The sequence below is a fragment of the Qipengyuania sp. ASV99 genome, assembly GCF_047872805.1.
GTDB lineage: Bacteria > Pseudomonadota > Alphaproteobacteria > Sphingomonadales > Sphingomonadaceae > Erythrobacter.
Map to the genome: position 1 here is coordinate 542754 of NZ_JBLQUK010000001.1, position 23136 is coordinate 565889.

Annotated in this window: 22 protein-coding genes; 13 read left to right on the plus strand and 9 right to left on the minus strand. The window is 59.8% G+C overall.

The window, feature by feature from the left end; translation table 11 throughout:
- Nucleotides 1-9 precede the first annotated feature (9 nt).
- The 6 genes from ACM64M_RS02720 to ACM64M_RS02745 all read left to right on the plus strand — a co-directional run bounded on the left by ACM64M_RS02720 (nt 10) and on the right by ACM64M_RS02745 (nt 6087).
- On the plus strand, nt 10-729 hold the full coding sequence (locus ACM64M_RS02720) for a methyltransferase domain-containing protein (RefSeq protein WP_416227094.1): 720 nt from the start codon (nt 10-12) through the stop codon (nt 727-729).
- Nucleotides 730-1935, plus strand: a complete 1206-nt coding sequence (locus tag ACM64M_RS02725) for a polysaccharide pyruvyl transferase family protein (protein ID WP_416227095.1) — start codon at nt 730-732, stop codon at nt 1933-1935.
- 85 nt (nt 1936-2020) lie between these two features.
- Nucleotides 2021-3157, plus strand: a complete 1137-nt coding sequence (locus ACM64M_RS02730; protein WP_416227096.1) for a Coenzyme F420 hydrogenase/dehydrogenase, beta subunit C-terminal domain — start codon at nt 2021-2023, stop codon at nt 3155-3157.
- Nucleotides 3158-3161: 4 nt separating this feature from the next.
- Nucleotides 3162-4613, plus strand: coding sequence for an oligosaccharide flippase family protein (locus tag ACM64M_RS02735; RefSeq protein WP_416227097.1), 1452 nt, complete (start codon nt 3162-3164; stop codon nt 4611-4613).
- Nucleotides 4610-5302, plus strand: a complete 693-nt coding sequence (locus tag ACM64M_RS02740; protein WP_416227098.1) for a class I SAM-dependent methyltransferase — start codon at nt 4610-4612, stop codon at nt 5300-5302. Before ACM64M_RS02735 ends, ACM64M_RS02740 begins: the two co-directional genes overlap by 4 nt.
- The gene (locus ACM64M_RS02745) at nt 5299-6087 is read left to right on the plus strand and encodes a hypothetical protein (protein ID WP_416227099.1); all 789 of its coding nucleotides are present in this window, start codon (nt 5299-5301) and stop codon (nt 6085-6087) included. The genes ACM64M_RS02740 and ACM64M_RS02745 overlap by 4 nt, the downstream gene beginning before the upstream one ends.
- 15 nt (nt 6088-6102) lie before the next feature.
- On the opposite strand, the gene ACM64M_RS02750 is transcribed toward ACM64M_RS02745, so the two are convergent.
- Nucleotides 6103-7671 carry a hypothetical protein gene (locus ACM64M_RS02750; RefSeq protein ID WP_416227100.1) on the minus strand — a complete coding sequence of 523 codons (1569 nt, stop codon included), beginning with the start codon at nt 7669-7671 and terminating at the stop codon, nt 6103-6105.
- Complete coding sequence (locus tag ACM64M_RS02755; RefSeq protein WP_416227101.1) at nt 7671-7937, minus strand: spike base protein, RCAP_Rcc01079 family; 267 nt, start codon at nt 7935-7937, stop codon at nt 7671-7673. Before ACM64M_RS02755 ends, ACM64M_RS02750 begins: the two co-directional genes overlap by 1 nt.
- Before the next feature lie 533 nt (nt 7938-8470).
- Between ACM64M_RS02755 and ACM64M_RS02760 the strand changes: the two genes are divergently transcribed.
- Nucleotides 8471-9544 (plus strand): O-antigen ligase family protein, encoded by a 1074-nt coding sequence (locus ACM64M_RS02760; RefSeq protein ID WP_416227102.1) that lies wholly within the window; start codon nt 8471-8473, stop codon nt 9542-9544.
- Here the strand turns inward: ACM64M_RS02760 and ACM64M_RS02765 are convergent.
- The 4 genes from ACM64M_RS02765 to ACM64M_RS02780 are packed head-to-tail and all read right to left on the minus strand — an operon-like array spanning nt 9541 to nt 14417.
- Nucleotides 9541-10518, minus strand: a complete 978-nt coding sequence (locus ACM64M_RS02765; RefSeq protein WP_416227103.1) for a glycosyltransferase family 2 protein — start codon at nt 10516-10518, stop codon at nt 9541-9543. The genes ACM64M_RS02760 and ACM64M_RS02765 overlap by 4 nt on opposite strands.
- 7 nt (nt 10519-10525) lie before the next feature.
- On the minus strand, nt 10526-11404 hold the full coding sequence (locus tag ACM64M_RS02770; RefSeq protein WP_416227104.1) for a glycosyltransferase: 879 nt from the start codon (nt 11402-11404) through the stop codon (nt 10526-10528).
- A gap of 60 nt (nt 11405-11464) precedes the next feature.
- Nucleotides 11465-13681: a GumC family protein gene (locus tag ACM64M_RS02775; protein ID WP_416227105.1), complete on the minus strand. Its 2217-nt coding sequence runs from the start codon at nt 13679-13681 to the stop codon at nt 11465-11467.
- A gap of 4 nt (nt 13682-13685) precedes the next feature.
- A complete protein-coding gene (locus ACM64M_RS02780) occupies nt 13686-14417 on the minus strand; it encodes a polysaccharide biosynthesis/export family protein (protein ID WP_416227106.1) in 732 nt (243 codons plus the stop codon).
- A 290-nt stretch (nt 14418-14707) separates the two neighbouring features.
- Between ACM64M_RS02780 and ACM64M_RS02785 the strand changes: the two genes are divergently transcribed.
- Entirely contained in the window at nt 14708-15250 is a 543-nt protein-coding gene (locus ACM64M_RS02785) for a hypothetical protein (RefSeq protein ID WP_416227107.1), read from the plus strand.
- On the opposite strand, the gene ACM64M_RS02790 is transcribed toward ACM64M_RS02785, so the two are convergent.
- Together ACM64M_RS02790 and ACM64M_RS02795 are read right to left on the minus strand one after the other, a co-directional pair.
- Nucleotides 15247-15729 (minus strand): glycosyltransferase, encoded by a 483-nt coding sequence (locus ACM64M_RS02790; RefSeq protein ID WP_416227108.1) that lies wholly within the window; start codon nt 15727-15729, stop codon nt 15247-15249. The genes ACM64M_RS02785 and ACM64M_RS02790 overlap by 4 nt on opposite strands.
- Entirely contained in the window at nt 15726-16121 is a 396-nt protein-coding gene (locus ACM64M_RS02795; RefSeq protein WP_416227109.1) for a glucuronosyltransferase, read from the minus strand. The genes ACM64M_RS02790 and ACM64M_RS02795 overlap by 4 nt, the downstream gene beginning before the upstream one ends.
- 218 nt (nt 16122-16339) lie before the next feature.
- Between ACM64M_RS02795 and ACM64M_RS02800 the strand changes: the two genes are divergently transcribed.
- From ACM64M_RS02800 to ACM64M_RS02820, 5 genes are all read left to right on the plus strand, one after another.
- Nucleotides 16340-17419: a CaiB/BaiF CoA transferase family protein gene (locus ACM64M_RS02800; RefSeq protein ID WP_416227110.1), complete on the plus strand. Its 1080-nt coding sequence runs from the start codon at nt 16340-16342 to the stop codon at nt 17417-17419.
- Nucleotides 17420-17422: 3 nt separating this feature from the next.
- Nucleotides 17423-17872, plus strand: coding sequence for a MaoC family dehydratase (locus tag ACM64M_RS02805; protein WP_416227111.1), 450 nt, complete (start codon nt 17423-17425; stop codon nt 17870-17872).
- A 108-nt stretch (nt 17873-17980) separates the two neighbouring features.
- The gene (locus ACM64M_RS02810) at nt 17981-19924 is read left to right on the plus strand and encodes a DUF3604 domain-containing protein (protein ID WP_416227112.1); all 1944 of its coding nucleotides are present in this window, start codon (nt 17981-17983) and stop codon (nt 19922-19924) included.
- Nucleotides 19921-20721 (plus strand): peptidyl-prolyl cis-trans isomerase, encoded by an 801-nt coding sequence (locus ACM64M_RS02815; RefSeq protein WP_416227113.1) that lies wholly within the window; start codon nt 19921-19923, stop codon nt 20719-20721. The genes ACM64M_RS02810 and ACM64M_RS02815 overlap by 4 nt, the downstream gene beginning before the upstream one ends.
- Nucleotides 20718-21719 (plus strand): HupE/UreJ family protein, encoded by a 1002-nt coding sequence (locus tag ACM64M_RS02820; RefSeq protein ID WP_416227114.1) that lies wholly within the window; start codon nt 20718-20720, stop codon nt 21717-21719. Before ACM64M_RS02815 ends, ACM64M_RS02820 begins: the two co-directional genes overlap by 4 nt.
- On the opposite strand, the gene ACM64M_RS02825 is transcribed toward ACM64M_RS02820, so the two are convergent.
- A complete protein-coding gene (locus tag ACM64M_RS02825) occupies nt 21716-23134 on the minus strand; it encodes an efflux transporter outer membrane subunit (RefSeq protein WP_416227115.1) in 1419 nt (472 codons plus the stop codon). The genes ACM64M_RS02820 and ACM64M_RS02825 overlap by 4 nt on opposite strands.
- Nucleotides 23135-23136 lie beyond the last annotated feature (2 nt).

The following is a 23136-nucleotide window of genomic DNA, read 5'->3' on the forward strand; positions in this document are numbered from 1 at the left end:
GCTGAGCCTGTGACCGTAAATCCCGCCCCTATTCGCAAGCGAGACGAAGGCAGGCTCTTCAAACGTCTTCAAGCGCGATTTCGCCGTGCCCGATTTGCCAAGATCGAAGCGATGATCGAACAATTGCTTGAACAATCAGCACCGTTGCGGATTCTGGACGTTGGCGGCCGCGCCGAATATTGGAACATGCTGTCGCCGCATCTGCGCGGGCGAGTGGAACTGACGCTGCTCAATTATGGCGCGGAACTTGAAGCGTTTTCGCAAGCTGTTGAAGTCGGTATCAGCTATGTAAACGCTGCTGGTAATGCTTGCGCCATGCCGCAATATGCCGATCAGAGCTTTGACCTGGTGCATTCCAATTCGGTGATCGAGCATGTCGGCCAATATGCGGATATGCAGGATTTTGCGAAGGAAATCAGGCGAGTAGCTTGGGCGTATTACGTCCAGACGCCCAATTTCTGGTTCCCGATCGACCCGCACACCGCGTTTCCTTTACTGCATTGGCTGCCAGACCCGGCGCGCCTCTTCGCGCACACGCATTTCACCTTGGGATTGGCCAAAAAGTCTGATTTTTCAGGTGCTTTGTCGCGGTTGGACGGTTGCAGAATGATCAGCCGCAGCACGATGCATGCACTATTTCCCGATGCCGAACATTCGACTGAACGGTTTGCAGTGATTTTTGCAAAATCGCTGATCGCTTCGCGGCTTGGCCCGGATCGGAGCGCCTGAATGTCCGGTCAGCTGCCTCTCCACATCGGTCTTTTGTGGCATTCGTGCTTCTCCGAAAACCTTGGCGTCGGCGCGCTGAGCGTGGCCAATGCAAACCTGATTGGCAAGGCGGCGGAAAAGGCCGGGCGGCGACCGGTCTTTCATTTGATGGGGGTGCGCGGGGCTTTCGACTACAGCCATGAAATCGCATATGAAAACCACTTTGAGAATATCGGATACAAGGCGCTGGCCAATCCATTTTCAGCGTTGCACCGCCAGCTTGGCCGGTGTGACATTGTATTCGACATCGGCGGCGGAGACAGTTTTTCAGACATCTATGCCGCGCGCCGGTTCTGGCTAATTATCGGATCGAAAATTGCCGCCATGCGCGGTGGCGGCCCACTGGTGTTCAGTCCGCAGACCATCGGGCCATTCCACACAGCCCTCGCCCGACATGCGGCGGTCGGGGTGATGAACCTGGCCAGCACCATTTTTGCGCGCGACGAAAAATCCTTTGGCATCTTGCAGGAGCTGGGGATGGCGGCGAAATCATCGCTGACGACCGACGTTGCGTTTGCGCTGCCGTTCGATGCTGCCGCTGACAAGGAAGCCCGCGACCTTGCCAATGGCCCGATCAAGGCTGGGCTCAACGTGTCGGCGCTGCTCTACCGCCGTGATATTGCGGCGAGCGATCGGATTGCTTTGAGCGTGGACTATCCCGCGTTGGTCGACAGCCTGCTTGGGCGGCTGCTGGATAACCCGCGCATCGAGGTGCATCTGGTTCCACATGTGCTGGCGGCTGCGACCCCCTATGAAGACGATTATGCTGTTGCTGAGGCTTTGAAAGCGCGCTTTCCCAAAGCGATATTGCCGTCCCGGTTTAGCGGTCCTTCAGAGGCAAAGAGCTACATTGCCGGGCTCGATCTGTTTGCGGGCAGCCGGATGCATTCGACCATTGCAGCCATTTCCTCGGGCACGGCGGTGGTGCCGCTGGGTTACAGCCGCAAGTTCAGCGGGCTGTTTGGTTCGCTTGGCTATGGCTGGAATGCCGACCTGACGAGCGACAGCGATGCGGAGGTCCTCGCACGTTTCGACGCGGCGCTTTCCGACATTCCTGCCATTCGCGCAGAGGCCGTGGCCGCCAATGCCGAGGCGCAGCGCAGGCTGGCGGACTATACGGCGTTTCTTGACAGGGTAATCGGCGATCTGGCGCGGCGCGATGTTTGATATCGAATCCATTACAGCGAACGGGCTATGTTCGGGCTGCGGATTATGCGCCGGGATTGGCTCTGGGCCCGGCGCGCCGATTGTTATGCGGGATACGGCCGAAGGGTTCCGCCGCCCCTTTGCCACCTGCCCGGTCCCCGCGCAGCAATCCCGACTGATTGATGCGGTTTGTCCGGGCGCAAATATCCGGCACGCGCCTGAAGAATTCGATGCCGAATACCACCCTACATGGGGCCCGGTCGTCGAGGCTCGACTGGGTTGGAGCAGCGATGCCGGGCTGCGCCGCAACGCTTCGTCGGGCGGAGGCTTGTCAGCCATTCTCAATTTCCTGATCGCCAACGGTGAAATCGATTATGTCATCCAGACCGCCGCCGCGCCCGATTCCCCGATCCGAAATGCGCTAACAATCAGCCAAGTAGCCGACGATGTTTTCCGCGCCGCAGGATCGCGATATGCGCCTTCGTCGCCGTTGGAAGATATCGGCCAGAGACTCGACGCGCCGGGCCGATTCGCCTTTGTCGGAAAGCCCTGCGACGTGGCCGGACTGCGTCAGCTTGCGCGCCGCGATCCGAGAGTTGGGCAGAAGGTTGTCTGCATGATCGCCTTTATGTGTGCAGGCGTCCCGAGCTATCGCGGCACCTCTGCATTGCTTGCTGAGATGGGCGTCGAGGATGAAAGCGCCATTGCTGCGTTTCGCTATCGCGGGGATGGCTGGCCAGGCTTTGCCACCGCCGAAATGAGCGATGGCCGCCGTTTCCGCATGGATTACGATACCAGTTGGGGCACCATCCTGAATCGGCATTTGCAGTTTCGCTGCAAGATTTGCCCCGATGGAACGGGAGAATTTGCCGACATCGTTTGCGCCGACGGCTGGTATTGCGATGATGCTGGCAACCCATTGTTCGATGAACAGGACGGGCGCAGCATTGTCTTGACGCGCACGGGTAAGGGCGAAGCATTGGTGCAGCGCGCGATAGCGGCGGGCGACATTATCACAGCGCCGCTAACCCTTGACGAAATGACCAAAATGCAGCCGTTTCAGGCCAAGCGTAAAGGGCTGGTACTGCCGAGGCTGGCGGCGGTCGCGGTGACCTTCAGGCGGCTTCCACGATTTGAAAATCTCGAACTAGCGGTCAACGCCCGCAAGCTTGGCATCAGGCAGGGCCTGCGCAGCATGTTGGGCACATTGCGCAGGCTGTTGATCCAGCGCGGGGCGGGGTAATCCGGTGGCGGCAGGACGTTTCCTGAAAGCGGGTTCGACACTTGGACTTGGCTATGTCGGCGAACATGCACTGTTGTTCTTGCGCGTTCTGTTGGTCGCGCGTTTTCTTGGGCCGGAATATTTCGGCATCAGCGTCACGTTCCTGCTGGTCGTCAGCACCTTTGCGCTCATTAGCGATCTTGGCATTGAGAAATATCTGATTCAGGTGCGCGAGGGCGCTTTAACGATCGCGATGCCCACTCTGGCGAGTGTATTGCTGGCGCGCGGTGTGTTGATGGGGACTGCGATCTTTCTCCTGTCAGACTGGATCGCATCGAGCTTTGGCAATCCTCAACTCGGCTGGTTTTATGCATGCGCGGCGATCATTCCGGTCATCGAAGGATTTCGCCATCTCGATCCGCTGGCGCAGCAACGCCAGATGCATTTCAGTCCCTATGTGAAGATGCAGCTGGGCGGGCTTTTGCCGGGCGTGTTGCTGACAATTGCGCTGGCGATCGTGACGGAAAGCTTCATCGCAATCGCTGCGGGTTGCATTGCCACTTCGATCATTTCCGTCACATTGTCGCATATTCTGGCCAGATCGCCGTATCGTCTGGGGTTTGACAAGAACGCCGCACTGCCGGTGTTTGTGTTTGGCTGGCCGCTGTTTCTCAACGGGATCGTGATCTTTCTCGCCACTCAGGGCGACCGGATAGTGATCGGCACTCTGGGCGGGATGCTCGATCTTGCTGGATATGCAGCGGTCGGCGCGCTGACTGGCGGAGCAGCTGTGTTCTTCGCGCGGCTTTGCGGCAATCTGTTCCTGCCGCTGCTTTCCGAAGCCCGCGACAATATTGAAATGTATCGGGAGCGCTGCCGCACTACCGGCGCGGCTTGTTTGCTGCTGCTATCTGCGGTGCTGTTTCCGCTCGCCACGCTGGGCGCACCGATCGTCCTGCTGATGTTTGGTCCGGGCTATGTGACCCCGCCTTTGCTGGTGACATTTCTATCGATTCTTGCCGGGGCCACTGTGCTGCGCGCGTGGTGCGTGGTGATCTCGCTCAGCCTTGGCGGGACCAGCGACATACTGACCGCAAACATCCTGCGCATCAGCGGTCTGGTTGGGGCCTATCTGGTGTTGTCATCGGGCCACGGAATCGTCTGGGTCGCGGCATCGATGTGTGCCGGAGATGTGGCGGCAACGGTGTTGGCGCTGTTTCAGGTCAGTCGCAGAGCACCCGCTGCCCGCTCCGCCTGCCTTACCTTCGGTCTGGTCTTTGTCATCATGGCAGCTATTCTGATTGCACTGAATTCGATCAACGATCCCTTCGCGGACCTTGGCTTCACCGCCTTTCTGGCAATAGCAACCAGCGCGCCCGGCATCATCACAGCCTTGCTCGTTTCGCGCGACCTTCGGCAAAGGCTGAAGGCCGTGCTGGTCGTGGTTGCGGGCAAAATCTATAGGCACCAGCAATGATTGATACTGCTTCCAAGACACCTGCCCCAGGTGACCACAGTGCCCAAGCCTATGCCGGAAAGTCTGACGGCTATTTCGCAGGGGTCAGGCAGGATTTCCTCGAACTGCTGCCAAGGGATGGTCAGGCCCGCGTTCTCGAAATTGGTTGCGGCGCGGGCGAGACTGGTGCGGCGGCTCTCGCGCAGGAACTGTGTCAGGAATACATCGGAGTGGAAATTGCCCATCAAGCGGCGAGCGTCGCCCGAACACGGCTTACCGAAGTGGTTGAAGGCAATGTCGAAACCCTCGATCTGCCGTGGCCTGACCAGCATTTCGACGCAGTCCTGATGAGCGAGGTGCTCGAGCATCTTGTCGATCCGTGGTCGGTTGTGGGGAGGGTGGCAGCCAAACTAAAGCCGGGCGCTTTGGTCATGGCCAGTTCGCCCAATGTGGCCCAAATGTCGGTCTTGCGCGGATTGCTTGCGGACCGCTGGGAGCTGACGGAGAGCGGGGTAATGGACCGCACCCACCTACGCTGGTTTACTCAGGCTAGCTATCGAGCCATGTTCGAAGACGCAGGCATTCGCGTCGATAGCATTCGGCCCATGGCCCGACCCGGCCCCGGCGCGCGCGCGTTCAACCTGTTGACCTTTAACCGCTTGCGCCACCTGACAGTCCGCCAGATTTGCATCGTAGGGCATAAGACGTGACCGGGACCGAGCAAAGCAATCTGGACATCCACATCGTTGCCGCAGTGAATGATGAAGAAGTCTTGCAGAACAATCTGATGCGCTCTCCAATCATTTCAGAGGGCAAGGCAAAGCTGAATTGCTATCGCGGGGCGGCTTCGGCGTCCGAGGCCTACAACAAGGGCATCGATGATACTTCATCTCAGATTATCGTTTTTGCGCATCAGGATGTGTTCTTGCCGCAAGGTTGGGAAGCGGCGCTGAGGCGGGCGATTGCAGAGATTGAAGTGAAAGATCCAAACTGGGCGATAATCGGGGCCTGGGGCGTCAATCAGGACGGTGAATATGCCGGCCATGCGTGGTCGTCGGGTCTTAGCCTACGCCTTGGTCAAAGGTTTGATGAACCGGTAGAAACGCTGTGCATTGATGAATTCGTGATTGTCCTGCGGCGCGGCAGCGGATTGCACTTTGACGAAGAATTGCCCGGCTTTCACCTTTACGCGGCGGATATAGTTTTGGCTGCGCGGGCAGCAGGGATGCAGGCTTATGTCGCCGACATCCCCGCTATCCATAACAGCAAACCGGTTCGGACCTATCGCGGCGGATATTCGCAGGCTTGGTTCTACATGAGACAGAAATGGCAAGAATTCCTGCCCGTGCCGACCTTGACGGTACCGTTGTCACGCTCGGTTTTACCATTGTTGCGCGCGCGTCTCCGTTTGTGGCGTTCGCTAAAACGAAGGCTTGCCAACGCGACCGATTCACGGATCGATCCTCGCGAATTGGTTAGCAAACTGGATCTTTGATGCCTGACCTAGCGGCTAGGGTATCAAGGCCCCCGCCGCCACCTTGGGGTTAAAGAACGCCTTGGCTTCGGCCTCTGTCGTGGGCGCGAAAGTCGGGCCGTCAAACAGGGTGCTGTAGGCGATGGATGCGCCGTTCAATCCGGTCGTGAAGTTGCTGGTCAGCGTTAGCGTGCCAACGCTGTCTCCGATATTGTCGGCGATGCAATTGCGGATCACATTGCCGCCGCCGCTGGTCGCGGTGGTCAGCCCAGAGCCAGCGACAAGGATCGAAGGCGCGTTCGACGAACCTTGATCCCATGAAATGACCGTGTTGCTTTCGACCACGCAATCCTTTGCCTGAATGACTGTAATGCCGTGCACCGAGAAATCGATGGCAACGATGTTATTGCGAATCGCTGCGGTGAAGAAATGACCGCTATCGCCAGCGCCGGTCCTCATGTCGTCGAGGAATATCGCCTGCATATCGCCGCGCGCGGTCCCTTGGACGATAATGTTGCGTTCGATTGTGATGCCCGCCCAATCGGCAAGCGCGGTTGTGCTGCCTTGCAACCGGATCGCATCCACATGCGGATTGGCGCTATCCGTGGCCAGCCCAACCGTATCGTGGATGAAGTTGTCGCTGATTGTCACCGGCAGCGGATTGGCTGGTGCCATAGTCACAGCGATCGCATCGCCATAGAAATAGGCGCATTCATTGCCCGTGATGATCGACTGCGCGCCGAGCTTGTCCACTCTGATGTTGACGAGGCTGTCGCCCCATTCGACCTTGCAATTCGTGACCGTGATGTTGCCAACCGAACCAAGGGCAGAGCCGGTCGTGTTGATGAGGTCACGGTTGAGGTTGGGGTAATTCGAACTGGTGCTGTAATCTCCGTTAGGATCGCCGGTTTCGCCGCGAACCCAGCAATCATCAATCGTGATGTCTTCGGTGTGGTTTGCGCCTTCCCCGACTAGCGTGAATTTCGCATTCGCGGTTGCGTCCGTCTTGAGATGCCTAAATGTGATACCGCGCGCCCCGCGCATGAATTGCACTCTGTCGATCTCGCAATAATCGGCAAAGGCGCCCGCCGCGCCAAAGCGGCCTTCGATAACTAGGGGACTGCCGCCTCCATCGCGCAGATCGACGCGCCGGAACGGAGTGCCAAATCCACCTGTAATCCCAAGTGCCAAAGTGGAGGTGTTACGCAGCCCGATCTTTTTGCCAGCCAATGTCGCTGGTGATTGGCGAGCAATGAAGTCCCATTCGCTTTGGTCGGTCACGTCCCAAGTGTTGGGCTCTACGACAATATTGATCGTTGAACCGTCATCGAGGGCAAGCACGTAAGGACCAGCATTGAGATCGGCCGCATCGCCAGCGGCGCTTGGAAAAAGCCGCCCCGCTGAGATGGTCCAGTGCCCGCCCGCGTCACCGGAGGTGATCGCGCTTGCACCAACCGGGACACCCCCACCGAACTGATTGCGGGTCAAGGCGCCGATGGTCTGGCTAAGAGTAGGGCCGGTGCCGGGGCCAACTCCGGGCCCATTGCTGTTGCCACTGCTCCGCGCGCGGCGACCACGCGCGGAGCCAAAGCCAAAGCCCGCCATCAGGCCAGCCCCACAATACCGGCCGCAGTCGTGCCGGCGGCCCGGATCGCGCGGCACCGTACATCAAGGAACGATCCATCCTGAACATTGGTAAAGGTCACATCTGCATCAGATCCGACGGCGCGCAGCACAATCGTTCCGCCCGTTCCGATGTAGAGCGCTTTGGTGAAGCGTGGCAGATCATTGATGTTGTCAGGAGCAATGGGAAAGGCGTGGCGGGCCGGAGCAATGACACTATCGCTAGAAGAACCGAAGGGATCGGGCATATTGATTTCCTATATGATGAAATGGAGAACATTCATGAACCAAAAAGGTTACATGTAGGAAAGTGATTTTTTGCCCTGTCACCAAATTGTTCGCCGCCCCGGTCAATTCGAACGGAGCAGTGCGATGTTCGATTGAGGGAGTCTGGGTCAGGGTTTTCTACGAATCCCGATTTTATACATTGCACTCCTGACTGCATGAATTGCGTCTTTGATTGCTGAGGAAAAGCGGCTACCCGAATACCGTGGCAACTACCTATCGCCCTTTACCAGCCCGGCCGAGAGCTGCTGCGCCTGTTCGCGCGCAACCGCGCAGTATGGTACCGGTCTATCTGGCTGCAACGCTGATTTATCTGCTCTTCATTCCCGAACAGCTCCATGTCCGGTTGTTTGGGGTGTATCTTCCGCCGTACCGAATTTTCATGTTTCCTGCGACCTTGTATCTGCTTTCCAGTGCAGTTGCGGGGAGGCTCAGATTTGTCTGGCCGGATTTGCTCATCGCGGTCGCAGCGGCATGGATTTGGCTTGCTTCTTACATGACCAGCGGCCTTGTCTCGACCGCAATTACACAAGGCGGCGCGCATACGCTGGATATTGCCTTTGCGTATTTTCTTGCGCGGGCGGCGATTCAAACGCCGCGCGACCTGCGGCTGTTTCTGGTCATGATCGCACCGGGCATAGCGTTGATGAGCCTGTTTGTTGTTCAGGAGGCGGTAACGCACACGCGCGTGTTGCAGCGCGTGGCTTCGGATATTTCCGGTTCGCCATACCGATTGCGAGACGACGTCAGGCTCGGCCTGATGCGCGGAACCGGGCCTTTTCCGCATCCCATTCTGGCCGGGATTTTCCTCGCGAGCTTTCTCCCGCTTTATCTGGCATCAGGGCTGCGCGGGTGGCCCAAGATCTTGGGAATAGCAGCCTCGTTTGGCGGCTTTTTCTCGATGAGCTCAGCTGCATTGCTGGGGCTGCTGATGGGCGGCGTGTTGTGGTGCTATGATTGGGCTTCCGAAAAGATCAGCAATGTGACCTGGCGCATTTTCCTGTTCGGCACGGCCATTCTTTACGCGATGGTCGAGCTGACAAGCAATTCAGGGTTCTACGGCCTGATGATCCGTTACGCATCGCTCAACACCACGTCTGCTTACAACCGCGTCCTGATCTGGAACTATGGCACGCAGAATATTGCCGAACATCCCTGGTTTGGGCTCGGCTATGCAGATTGGGATCGTCCGTCCTGGATGCATTCTGGTTCGTTCGACCACTTTTGGTTGATCATGGCGCTGCGCTTTGGGATTCCGGTTTCGATCCTGCTGATAGCTGCCACTGTGGCAGGCGTAATTTTGCTGGCGGTCAAATCGCGCACCTATCGCCCGCAGGATGCGCGATTGCTGCGCGGAGTGGCGATCTCGCTCGCTGTCTTTGCGCTTGGGGCAATATCGGTTTCGCTTTGGCTGTCCGTGCTGGTCTGGTTTTTTGTGTTGCTTGGCATCGCTGTCAGCCTTGGCGTTAACCTGCAAAGGGAGGTCCCGCGGATGCTGATCCGACGGTCTGCCGCGCGTCCAGCACCTGCTCCTGCAAAGCCACACGCTAGCGAGCGACTACCGCGCTAGACGGGCTTTTGTGCGAGTTTTGCGAGCAATCCGCGCTGCGGGTCATAGCCATGCCTCCAAACATCCGGTCGCAGCGCCAGCTGCCGGTTGCTTAGTGCAATTGCCCTGAAATGAGCGCGCCACCTGCCCAGCAACGTGCCGATACCATAGCGTTGAAGCGCACCGATCCAGATCAGCAGGAAGGCGGCAGTTTCCCGCCATCTTGGCCAATGGATCCGGGCAAATTGCATCGTCCCTGCCGCCCGATAGAGCATCCTCATGGGTGAGCCGACCTCTCCGTGACCAATGTCGTGATAGGCGCGCGCATCGGCAATCCGCCAAAAACTATGCCCACGCTGAGCCAGCCGGTAGAAGAAATCCACTTCCTCGCAATAGAGGAAATAGCGCTCGTCGAGGCCGCCCGCTTCATCCCACGCACTCCGCGAGATGAGCACAAAACCGCCGCTCAAGACTTCGGCTCTTTCGTCTGTGTCGAAGCGCGCTCCCGCCCGCAATCCCGCGCTGGATCGCCCGGTTACGCGGCTGACCATTTCGCCAAGCGAGGGAACGTGGACCGTGTTTCCGACATCGGGTGCGCCGCTGCGATCCAGCGTTATTCCGCCCCAGGCCGAGGCTTCAGAATGCCTTCCAGCCGCTTCAAGAAGCCTGTCAACGGCTTCAAACGTCAGCTCAACGTCAGGATTAAGCAACAAGAGATATTTCCCCCTTGCCGCCGCGGCGAGCAGATTGTTGCCAGCCGCAAAACCAATGTTCCCGCGGCTGGGAATGATTGCAACTTCGGGAAAGCGCGCCGCGACCAATGCTGCGGTCTGACCGTCACCCTGATCGACCAGAAGGGTTTCGTAACTGTGACCTGTGCAAGCGGGCGCTATCGATGCCACGCAGCGGTCGATCACGTTCGCTGAATTGTAGCCCACGATCATGATGCTGACGTCCGGGGCCGCGCTGCGACTAGAAGCGGAGGGTTCGTTCACAATTCGATCAACCATCCTGACGGGAGGTCAGATCGCGGGTCCATTCCACGCCGCTGCCGCGCGACTTTGCCAGCCGAGTTTCGATCCGTACCATCATCTTGATTGCATAGAAGACCAGCAGATCGATGGGCGAGGCGCCGCTGCGCAATGAACCCAGCACCCCGCCGCCTTTGTTGGCTAAGCTGACATAGGGGCTCGGATAATTGCGCTTAACCTCGGCATTGCCGATCATCCGGCGCGCCTCGACTTTGATCTGCTGCCAGGCGGTGCGCGGGGGGCGGACAATTGAGAACACCGGGCGGCCAAGCTCGTCTTGCGCCACCATCCGTTTCTGTTCGTCTGGAAAGCGCGTGTGAATCCAGATGTCGTCACCGATAATCTGGGGAAATTCTCCGACCGCCTCCAGCGCGGCTTGCGACAGACCGTAACAGCCTGCGCCGCCCTTGCCCGCCTTTGCAAAGGGTTGCTGCATCCATGCCGAATAATAGGCTTTGACCAACGCATTGCAGTGTTCCAGATCAAGCCGGATAGCGGGGGCGGCGGTCATGATTTCAGGGCCTTTCAACGTCCGCGCCAGAGCGGCCAGCGAACCATATTCGCATTCCACATCGGCATCGAGATAGATGCGCGGGAAGTGGGATGCCGCGCGGTTGGCGACGTTGATCGCTCCGGTTTTCGAACCCTCGGGAATTTCGAGAATCTGAGCCGCAGGCATTACATTTCGGGCGATTTCGGCGGTGCGATCGGAGCAGCCATTTGCCGCGACAATGATTTCAAAACCGGGCGGGTCAGGCGCACCCGATAGTGCGGTTTTCAGGCACCGTGCGATCACCGATTCTTCGTTGTGAGCCGGTATGATCAGACTGAATTCTACCGGTTCAGGCACTTGATCACGATCCTGTCGGTGCGGTCATTTCATCGGAGCGCCGGGCACCGGCAAACTCGTCTACCGTTTTGAGCCCGACCCATATTCATAATAGCTGTATTGATAGCCGTATGATTGTCCGGCTTCCAATGCACGATATTTGGTCAAGATCAGCCCGAGCACATTGCCGCCAGAGCCGCGCAGGCGTTTGACCGCATTGCGGGCTTGGGAGAAGGGCACTTTATTCGCTTCGAGAACAAAGATGGTGCCGTCCATCAGCCGCGCCAGAAGCGGAGCATCGGCCAGCCCCAGAACCGGGCAGGAATCGAAGATCACCATCGAATATTCGTCGCGCACCTTTGCGATGAAATCGCGCATTTCGTCGGACGCAAGGATTTCGGTGGGATTGGGCGGGACCGAACCGATGGGCAGGACTTCAAGATTATCATGCACGCCTTTGACGATCGCGTCTTCAAGCTTGGCATGACCATACAGCACTTCGACCAGACCGATCTGCGGACGTTCAAGTTCCAGCAAACGCGCCACCGAGGGGCGCCGCAAATCGGCATCGACCAAGAGCGTCTTGCGCCCCGAACGTGCAAACAATTCGGCAAGCACAACTGCGGTCGTCGATTTACCTTCGGATTCATGCGTGCTGGTGAGCTGCAAGACATTGCGGCTGCGCGGGAGTGAGAATTCTATTGCCGCCTTGATCGAGGCATAGGCTTCCATCAGTGACGTGAAATTGTTCGAGCTTTCGACATCGATGTCTTTTTCGCTGACATGCGGCGTATGCCCGATCAGCGGCAGATCGATTTTCTGTTCAACTTCATCGAGCGAACGGATTCGGTCATCGAACATCTCGCGCAAGACCGCGAGGCCAGCGGCCAGGCCAACGCCCAGCACCAACGCCAGGCCAAGATTCTGCAACAGGCTCGGCGCATAGGGCGAACTTGGCACCAGCGCGCCTTCGATCTTGGTCATGGTGCCGCTGTTTACATTGGCGGCACTGCTGATCTGGTTGAAACGTTCGAGCAGCGACCGCAATTGCTGCCGCAGCGCTTCTGCTTCGCGTTCAAGCACGGTCAGCTGAACCATCTCATCCTGTTCGGAAAGCGATTCACTCGAAAGCGAGCCAAGCTCGGCTTGCAACGCCTGTTCTTGATTGCGGGCTACGATAAATTCGTTGCGGACGGTCGATTTGATGTCGGCGCTGCTGCGTTCGATCTGAGTATCCAGGATCTCGATCTGCGCAAGCAGGTTGGCGATCTGCGGGAATTCGTCGCTGTAACGCTGGCGCAATTCAGCCAGCTGTGCGAGCTTGCCGGTGCGGTTCGTGACAAGCCCTTGCAGCACGGCGTTGTTCTGCACTTCGGGAAGCTGTGCGGCTGGCAGGTTCTGGATCGAGCGCCATTTCTGTTCTGCTTCGATTCGCGCGGCACGTGCATCGGCAAACCGCTGGCTGATATTGGCCAGATTGGAGCTGGTTATCGTGGAGTTTTGAACGTTGCCTTCCGCGTCAGTGGTCGGCTGGACGATGATCCCGCTGCCGCGTGCATAGGCGTTGGTTTCGCGCTCTGCCTCTTCCAGTCGGGCGCGCACAATTTCAATCTGATCGCGCAGATATTCGATTGCATATTCATTGCCTTCGACCGAATCGCGTGTATCGGACGAAATGAAAGCATCGGCATAAGCATTGGCCATTTCGGCCGCCAAAGCGGGATTGTCCGAACGAAAGCCGATGGGAATCACCCAGCTGACATCGGGCACTTCGGAAGTTACGCCTTTGACCAGAATCGATGCGGCGACTGAGTTTTTGGATTCGAGCCATTGCTCATCGCTCATATCGGGTGGACGGCTGGCGTCGATGTCCTGCCCCAGCAGATCGTAGCGTTCGCCCAATTGGCGGTCGGCAACAACCACTTCCGCGAGGCTGCGGCTCTTGATCAGTTCCACCTGCGTGGCGAGATAATCGCCGACCTGGTTGCTGGCGATGCCCTGTTCAACGTCCTGGCCTTCGAGAATGAAGGCACCATAAGGCTCAACGCTGACCTTTGCGGTGGCAAGATACATCGGGGTGGCCAGCAAGGTGATGATCAATCCGACCGTCAATGCGGTCAGAATTACCCCGGCAAACAGCCAGCGCTGCCGAAAGACAACGCCGCGAACCGTGGCGAGGCTGATGAGCTGCTGTCCGGGATTGGCACGAACAATCTCGGATTCGGGCAGGTAGGTTTCAAGCCAAGTGCCACGGCCATCCGGTTGTTCGGACGGATCAATAATAGAGCGTTCGTTCATTGGTTCAGTTGTTGTTTAACGCCGCGACGCCGAACACGCCGAATGCGGGCAGGGCCTGGAGGAGATTTTGATAAAACACTGACAGCCCATTGGTCCCCATGACAACGCGGTCACCGGGCTGCAGGATCGGGTCGAGCATGGTGCCCTGACTGACCTGCGCATAGTCAAACTTCGCAATCATAATGCCCTGCGGGCTCTCACGGAAAACCGCGATTTGTTCGCGCTTGGCGACATCGGTCGGACCATCGGCCAGCGCGATTGCGGTTGAAAGCCGGGCACCCGGCTGGAAAGCGTATACTCCGGGGTCCTCGACAGCGCCTTCGACGGTGACGAGATGCGAGGCATATTCGGCGATATTCACGCTGACCATGGGGGTTCGCAGGCCAGCGGCGAGCAGCCGGCGCGACACATCCTGTTCCAGCTGACGGGTGGTCATCCCGGCCGCCGGAATAGAACCGAGCATCGGCAGCGAAACCGCCCCGTCTACGCCAAGCCGCACGTTCTCTACCGACAAATCGGGTTCGCGGAACACGTTGACCGAAATCTTGTCAGATGCCCGAAGCGCATAGGTCGACGATGGCATTTGCGAATAGTTCGCCTGACCAAGGTCGCTGCGCGGCTGGCTGACGGCGGCACCAATAACCGGCTCAGGCGTAGAAGCGCAGCCCGAAAGCGCGATCAATGCCGAAACGCTGGCCATGCCAAGCCGGTTGCTGATAGAAATTCTGAACGCCACTGCAGTCCCCTTTGCTACGCATTCTTCCTTAAACCGGGGTTTTGTGTTGTGCAACCGCCTTCAAAGCCGCGTGCCTGACCGGCTTGTAACGATCTGTTTCGAATCGAGACATTGCGGGGCCCGCATCATGGCGGGCAGAATGGAGGCTGGATTGTGAGCGGTTGCGCATTGACGGCTTGCACCTTGCTGCGCAGCCTTTATCGCATCGCGCCAGCCGGTTCAGTTTTGCCGATCTGGCTGAGAAATTTGCTGAACGAGGAGCGAGGCAGCAGGTGCATGAGGGGCCCACATTGTTAAGTCTTGCAGCCGCAGCGCTGTATTGCCTGGTTGTGCTGTCGTGTCTGGGTGCGGGCTATTTTGCCCGCCTTCACCGACAACAGGGCTGGCATGCGCGATCATGGTCAATTATCGCCGTGCTGTTTGCGGTGCTCGTCATATTGCGGCTGTTCAACATCGAAGAGGGCCTACGCGCCGATCTGCGCGGCTGGCTTCGGTCAGCCGACATGATCGACAATCGCCGCATAGTGCAAGGCTGGATCATTGCAGCATGCATTGCGGCCTTTGCAGGCTTGGGATTGCTTGCCACCTATTGGATCAATCGCCGGATTTCCGGGCGACGCAACATTGCCGTTGCGATTGCTGCCGGGGCGAGCGGAATCATGATTGTGACCATCGCGTTGAGGTCGATTTCACTGCATGCAATGGACCGTTTGCTCTACGGACCTTTGAAACTGAATTGGGTCGGCGATATTGGTTCAAGCGCCGCGATCCTTTGCGCCGCGGCCTATTACATCTGGCTGATCCGCCAAATGGCAACGGCAAGACGCCGCTAGATTTCTCCGCCGTCAATATAGCGCGCGATTGCCGCGTGCAGCTGCTGAGTGGATGGCGAAAGGGCGGGGGTGACAGTGCCCATTGCCAGCCCTTGTTCAATGGCGTGCGGCAGGTCTTCGTCGCGCAGCGCCACGAGGATCCCCGCGCGCCCTTCAAGATTGGTCACCGTTGCAACCTGATGATCGTTGCGGTGCTCCCGATATTCAAATCGCCGGGGCAGCAGCACGATCGGCGTTGATAGACGCTGTGCGGTGAGCACGGTGCCGATCCCCGCATGGCTGACGATCAGCTGCGCTTGTTCCGCCAGTCGGTCAAACTCCTCTGCCCCGATCCGTTCGCGTGCGGTCATGTTTTGGGGTGTGAATGACCCTTTGCCAGTCTGCGCGATGACTTCCATCCCAAGCGTCGGCGCGATTGCATCCATCGCCCTTATCAGGCGGTCAAAACCAAGCTGCATACCGACAGTAACGAGGATCACAGCACCGCTCCGCGATATTTGACCTGCGGTTCATCGGCCAGATCGGGCCACTGGGTAAGGCATTGATGGGCAAAGCGCCGCGACAATTTTCCGCACATGGAAAGCTGTTCGCCATTGGCGACGCTGTCGATCCATAGTGTCCGCGCTCCGATCAGCCGCCCCGCCATCAGACAGAAAAACCCCGGAGCCGCGCCGGTTGACAGCACCACATGCGGGCGATGTTTGAGCACCACCCAAAGCGCGACAAGCCCGCAAAGTGCCGAACTGACCGGTTTGTTCTGATTGCAATCGGGCAGTGTATCGACCTGCGCAATGCCGCGTTGATGCGCAATATCCGCATGCGTTGTGGCATAGCGCACGTCGCAATGCGTCAGGGCCGGGCGCAGCAGCATCAGCTGTTCCCAATGACCCCCGCCAGAGGCAACCGCCAACACTCTGCGGCAGGATTGTGTCGCTTGCTGCATCGTTCTTCCGCACTGAGAAACAATCCGGCGGTCCTATTGCTGAATTTCGCAGTTAGTCAAACCGGCAGAGCGTCAAGCGGGCCCAGACAGGCACTTGCCCTACGCCATGCCAGTCGGCACAGAGAGAGGTATAGGGAGAGTTGAGAATGAACCAGAATTCCGGGCCGCTTGCCGGATTGAGAGTGATCGAATTTGCCGGAATCGGGCCAGGTCCGCACGCCGCGATGTTGCTCGCGGATCTGGGCGCAGAGGTGGTGCGGATTGATCGTCCGGGCGCAGCCGTCACCAATCCGGTGGTCGAACGCGCCCGCCACCGCGCCAGCGTCGATCTCAAAACCGAAGCGGGTAGGGCGTTTTGCCTTGATGCTGCATCAAAGGCCGATGTGCTGATCGAAGGGTTTCGGCCCGGCGTGATGGAGCGGTTGGGGCTGGGGCCGGAGGAGTTGCTGGCGATCAATCCGCGGCTCATTTATGCCCGGATGACCGGCTGGGGACAGGAAGGGCCGCTGGCGCACGCCGCTGGGCATGACATCAATTACATCGCCATCACCGGCGCTTTGGACGCTGTCGGTAAAGCGGGCGAAACCGCTTCGCCGCCGCAAAATCTGGTCGGCGATTTTGGCGGCGGGTCGATGTATTGTGCCTTTGGCATCATGTCGGCGCTTTATGAACGCCAAAATTCGGGCAAAGGTCAGGTGGTCGACGCCGCAATCGTCGACGGCGCAACCAGCCTGATGAGTTTCTTTTTTGGCGCGCGCAGCCGGCCGTTCCTGTCCACCGATCGCGGCAAGGGCATGCTGTCGGGGGCCGCGCATTTCTATCGCTGCTTTGAATGTGCCGATGGCCGCGAGGTGTCGGTTGGCGCGATTGAACCGCAATTCTACGCCGAATTGCTGGCAAAGTCGGGCGCTCCAACTGAATTGGCCGAGGCGCAGATGAATCCAGCCAATTGGGATGATTATGCAGACCGGCTGGCGGCGCTGTTCAAGACCCGCACCCAGGCCGAATGGGTGCAATTGCTTGAAGGGACAGATGCCTGTTTCGCCCCAGTGCTTGGCCTTGATGAAGCGCGCGATCATCCGCATATGGCGGCGCGATCTGCCTATGTAGAACATGACGGCGAATGGCACACCGCGCCCGCGCCGCGCTTTAGCCGCACACCGGGCACCGTCCGGTCGAGCGCGGATGATGGCACCGATGTCGTGGCCAATTGGCGGAAGGGTTGAACCATGGCGGGTAAATTCTTTGATGAATGGAACGTGGGTGACCGGATTGACCATGAAATCCGCCGCACCGTGACCGAAACCGACAATCTGCTGTTTTCGACCATGACCCACAATCCGCAGCCGCTGCATCTCGACATCGAAGCAGCCAAGGAGAGCGGCTTCGGCCAAATTCTGGTCAATTCCACTTTCACCTTTGCTTTGCTGGTGGGATTGTCAGTGGGGGACACGACGCTGGGCACGCTGGTCGCCAACCTCGGCTTCGACAAGGTTGTGACGCCAAAGCCGGTGTTTATCGGCGATACGATGCGCGCCCGTAGCGAAGTCAAGGAGCTGCGCGAAAGCAAGTCGCGCCGCGAGGCAGGGATCGTGATTTTCACGCATGAATTGCTCAATCAGCACGGCGAGGTTGTATGCCGCTGCGAACGGTCCGCTTTGCTCAAAAGGAGCGGCTGAGACGCCTCATTTTGGGGGCTGTTAAAAACATCGCGGCTTGACGGGTGCGGACCTGTCAGCGCAAACTTACCGATGAGTAAGGCGAAAACGACATAGGGGGAGAAAGCCGTGCGCAGGACGTGGACGAAAAGCGCCGCATGGTTGGTTTTGGCGACTGGCACGGCAGGGGTGCTTGGCGGCTGCAGTTCTGAACCAGCGCCCAGCGCCGCGCAAAGCGGCGATGGCACCGACACCGTTGAACTCGCCGAGTTTCCTGACCGGCCCTATTGGGGCGACACCCATCTCCACACCGACAATTCCATCGATGCGTTTGGATTTGGCGTTCGGCTTGGCCCGGAAGACGCGCTGCGGTTCGCGCGCGGTGAAGAAGTGACCGCCACCACCGGCGCGCAGGCGCAGCTCGCCCGGCCGCTCGATTTCCTTGTCATCGCCGACCATTCCGACGGCCTAGGCGCGACCCGACGCCTGTATGATGCGCCGCGTTGGTATGTCGAATGGGTGATCGGCGATGAGACGGTGCTGCGCTGGTACGACATGATGCATGAAGGGCCTGAGGGCTCGCAGCGGGCAATTGCGGAACTGATTACGGCAGCGGCAAATGGCACATTGCCCGAATCTTTCAGCGATCCTGAAACCGCGCGTGAGGGCACACAGGACATCTGGAGCACCCAGCTCGGTCTGCTCGACCGTTATAATGAACCGGGCACATTTACTGCTTTTGCTGGGTTCGAATGGACAGCCATGCCCGACGGCAACAATCTGCACCGGGTGGTGATGTTCCGCGATGGCAGCGATCGCACAAGCCAGACCTTGCCATTCCCCGGCATCAACACAGCGGCGGAGCAATTGTGGGACTACATGGCCGCCTATGAGGCAGCGACCGGCGGCAATGCTCTGGCAATTCCGCACAATTCGAATGTGTCCAACGGATTGATGTTTGAAATGGCCATGCCCGATGGATCGCCCATGACAGCAGAATATGCGGCGAAACGCGCTGCTGCGGAACCGGTTATCGAGGTTACCCAGATCAAGGGCGATAGCGAAACGCATCCCTTTCTGTCGCCCAATGACGAAATGGCTGGTTTCGGTGTTGCGGGCTGGGAACTTGGCAATCTTCCGCTCACCGCCAAATCCGAACCGGAGATGTTTGCAGGGTCCTATGCCCGTTCGGCCTTGCTGCGCGGTCTATCGCTCGAACAGCAGCTTGGCGTGAATCCTTATGCCTTTGGCATGATCGGCGCGACCGACAGTCACACCGCGCTGGCCACTGGCGACGAAGACAATTTCTGGGGCAAGCACACCGGCAACGAACCGTCCTATCAGGGTCGTGCGATGCAGCCGCAAAACCTGGGCACTCGGCAGGGCCGGTTTGGCTGGCATTACCTTGCGGGCGGCTATGCGGCGGCATGGGCGCGGGGGAACACGCGCGCGGAAATCTTCGATGCCTTTGCCCGGCGCGAGGTCTACGCCACCACCGGTCCTCGCATGAGCGTGCGGGTGTTTGGCGGGTTCGACTTTACCCCGCAGGATTGGGACGGTGACTGGGTCCGCGCGGGCTATACACGCGGGGTGCCGATGGGCGGCGAACTGGCCGATCAGGGCAAAGCGCCCAGTTTCCTTATCAGCGCGCTGAAAGACCCCGACGGTGCCAATCTGGACCGGGTGCAAGTGGTGAAAGGCTGGATCGACAGCTCCGGCGAAACGCAGGAACGAGTTTACGATGTGGTCTGGAGCGACATGGACAGCCGCCGGCGCACTGCGACTGGGCTGACCCCGGTGGGCGATACGGTCAACCGCGATGACGCGACCTATACCAATTCTATCGGCGCGGCTGAATTGCGCACGACCTGGACCGATCCCGATTACACGCCGGGGACCAGCGCGTTCTATTATGTCCGCGTGCTCGAAATCCCGACCCCGCGCTGGCCCTTGTTCGATGCGGTCAGGTTCGGCTTTGAACTGACGGGCGAAGCGATGGAAAATGCCGTAGCGCAGGAACGCGCCTACACTTCGCCAATCTGGGTCAAGCGAAAGAGTGCCGAGGGTTCGTGACACTGCCAGGTTGGACGCGCGAGCCGCTGGTTCATTTTCTCGGGCTCGGCGCGATCGTTTACTTTGCGCTCACCTGGGGCGGGACGCCGGTTGATCCCGCCTCGCGCGTGATCTCCGTCGATGCTGAGCAGCAGGCGCAGCTTGCGCTGGGTTTCGAGCAGGTAATGGGCCGCGCTCCGACCGATGCCGAACTGGACGCACGAATCGACCGCTATGTCCGCGACGAAGTGCTCTACCGCGAAGCCTTGCGGCTGGGGCTGGATCAGGATGATGCCGTCGTGCGTCAACGCATGGTCGCCAAGATGGACCTGTCCGCCAGCGCCGCCGCCGAAATCGCGCAGGCCGGTGAGGCGGCGCTACGGACCTATTTTGAGGCGAACCGCGAAAAATACACAGGTGCGGCGCTGGTGTCCTTCGATCAGGTCTATTTTGCCGATGAAGCCCGCGCGCGCGCAGCGCTTGGCGAGGCCGGGACGCGGGCTGCGCCGAGCGGTGAACCGATCAGCCTGCCGCCCAGCGTGGACGGGTCAAGCATGCGCGATGTGCAGAACCGCTTAGGAGAGCAGTTTGCGCGCGCCTTGGCTGAACTCGCCCCTTCGGAAAGGTGGCAAGGGCCGGTGCCATCCGGTTTCGGCTGGCATCTGGTAAGGCTGCGCGACCGGCGCAGCGCCGAGCCTGAATTCGAAGCCATACGGAGCCGGGTCGAGAATGACTGGCGCAGCGCCCAAATCGCGGATCGCAAGCAGCGGGCGTTTGACGTGTTGCGCAGCGCCTACCGGGTCGAGATTGACCAGTGAAGCTGACCCTTCGGTATCTGCTGGCGATCATCCTCGCGCTGATCGCGGCCCCGCTCAGCGCCGATGAACTGCGCCCCGCAGTCATCGAATTGAGCGAGCGCGAGGTTGACGAATGGGTGCTCGAATGGAAGCTGCCAGTTGCCGCGACCCGCGCGCAAAGCGCCGCTCCAGTGGCGCGGCCGGTGTTTCCTCAAGTGTGCGAGGCGGTTGGCGAACCCGTTCAGCGGGCCGCCGCGCTCGCCTTGCAGGGCCGTCAGCAATTGCGCTGCACCGGTGACCTTGCCGGGCAGACATTCGGGCTGAGCGAATTGCTCGGAAGTGCCGATGCAATCGCGCGCCTCATACCGCTGGACCGACCCACGCAGACCTTTCGCCTGACTGCAGATGCGCCGACTGCCCAGGTTCTCGCAGAGCCGGACACTGGCCAGGTGCTGCGCGATTACTTCGTGATCGGGGCGGAGCACATTGTGTTTGGCTGGGATCACCTGTTGTTCGTGATCGCGCTGGTGCTGTTGGTGCGCGCGCCGTGGGCAGTGGTAAAGGCCGCCACCGCCTTTACCGTGGCGCATTCGATCACTCTGGTGGCAACGACGCTTGGCTATGCAGGTTTGCCGAGCCGCCCGGTCGAGGCGCTGATTGCGCTGTCCATCGTGTTTCTGGCAGTCGAGGTGGCGGTGGTGTTGCGCTCGCCCGAACGGCGCACCTTCACGCGGCGCTTCCCGTGGGCGGTGGCGTTTGCATTCGGGCTGTTTCACGGTTTCGGATTCGCCGGGGCGCTGGCCGAGATCGGCTTGCCGCAGGGCGAAATTGTGAGTGCCTTGCTGGCATTCAACCTTGGTGTGGAGGCCGGACAATTGCTGGTGATCGCCGCGCTTGCCGGGTTGCTGAAGGTGTTGACGCGCGCCGTTCCCAAGGCTGAAACTCCGGTGCTGCGCTTCGCAACTTATGCGATCGGGATCACCGGGAGTTTCTGGCTGATCGAGCGGGTGATCGGCTAATCTTCCCTGCTGGGTTCCCCGCCCAACGCCTGCCATAGCAGAATGCGCGCGCGCTCCGCCCGGCCAATTGCGGCCGCTGCGCGTTCGCCGCTGGCATCGGCGGCGCGGCGCGCATCGAGCACTTCGAGAAAGCTGGCAAGGCCTGCACGGTAACGGTCATTGGCAAGGCTCGCCGCGCGTTCCAATTGATCGCGTTCTAGCGCGGCGAGCACGGCTTCATTATCGGATGCGGCGAGCGTGCCATAGGCCGCCTCGGCATCACCCAGCGCCTGAAAGACCGCGCCGCGATAGGCCTGAAATGCAACCCTTTTGTTGGCCGCAGCGCCGTCAATTTCGGCCTCCAACCGGCCAAAATCGACCAGCGGACCGGCAATTCCGGCGCTGAGTGTGCCGATTAGCGAATCCTCGTCGAATAAATCGCCCGGATCAAAGGCAAGCAGCCCCACAACTGCCGACAATGTCAGCCGCGGGAAACGCGCGCGGGCCGCAGCGGCAAGGTCGGCATCGCTGGCGGCAAGCTGCGCCGCAGCGGCTGCGACATCGGGACGGTTGGTGAGCAATTCTGACGGCAAGCTGGCCGGGGCAGGGCGCGGCGCGAACGCCGGGCCGCCTTGCGCCAAAGCCGCGTTGACCACCGCGCCGCTTTGCCCGGTCAGCGTAATCAAGCGCCCGGCAATCCGCACCTTTTCGCCCTCCAGTGCTGCGAGGCGCGAGCGTGAGGCGCTGGCGGCAGCCTCTGCGCGCACCCGGTCAAAACCCGGCGCGATTCCGGCCTGTTCACGCACCGCAGCGAGCGAGGCAAGTTGCCGTGCAGCGATCACATCGCTTTCAATAGCGCTGCTACGCGCTTCAAGAACGCGCCAATCGGTGACGCTGGCGGCGATTTCGGCAAGCAAGGCGATCCGCACTGCCGCTGCCGATGCGCTGGCGGCATCGATCCGCGCCATTGCTGCGCGTTCCTGCGCGCGCAACCGCCCGAACAAATCCGCATCCCAACTGGCGGTGAGATTGGCACCATAGGAGACTTGCTCAGTGTCGATAAAACCGCCTTGCGCCGCGCCATCGCCAAACTGGTTGGGGTTGATCCGGTTGCCGGTGACAGAACCGTCAGCGCTCAGGCTGGGCAGCCGCTCTGCGCCCGCCCGCCGTGCGCCCGCGCGCGCGGCATCGATCCGCGCCAAGGCTTCGGCGAGACTGGGCGCTTCGTCCAGCGCCGCCCCGGCCAGTTCAAGAAACGCTGCATCATCGGTTGGCAACAACGCATCCAGCGCCGCCGCCTCGCCGCCGCTGGGCTGGTAGAAAAACGCCTCTGGCAGAACGGGTGTTGGGGTCGCAACCTCGGGCGACGGCCCGCCCGCACAGGCGGCAAGCGCCGCCGACAGGCCCAATGCCAGCAGCCGGGCGGTCAGCGGCAAGG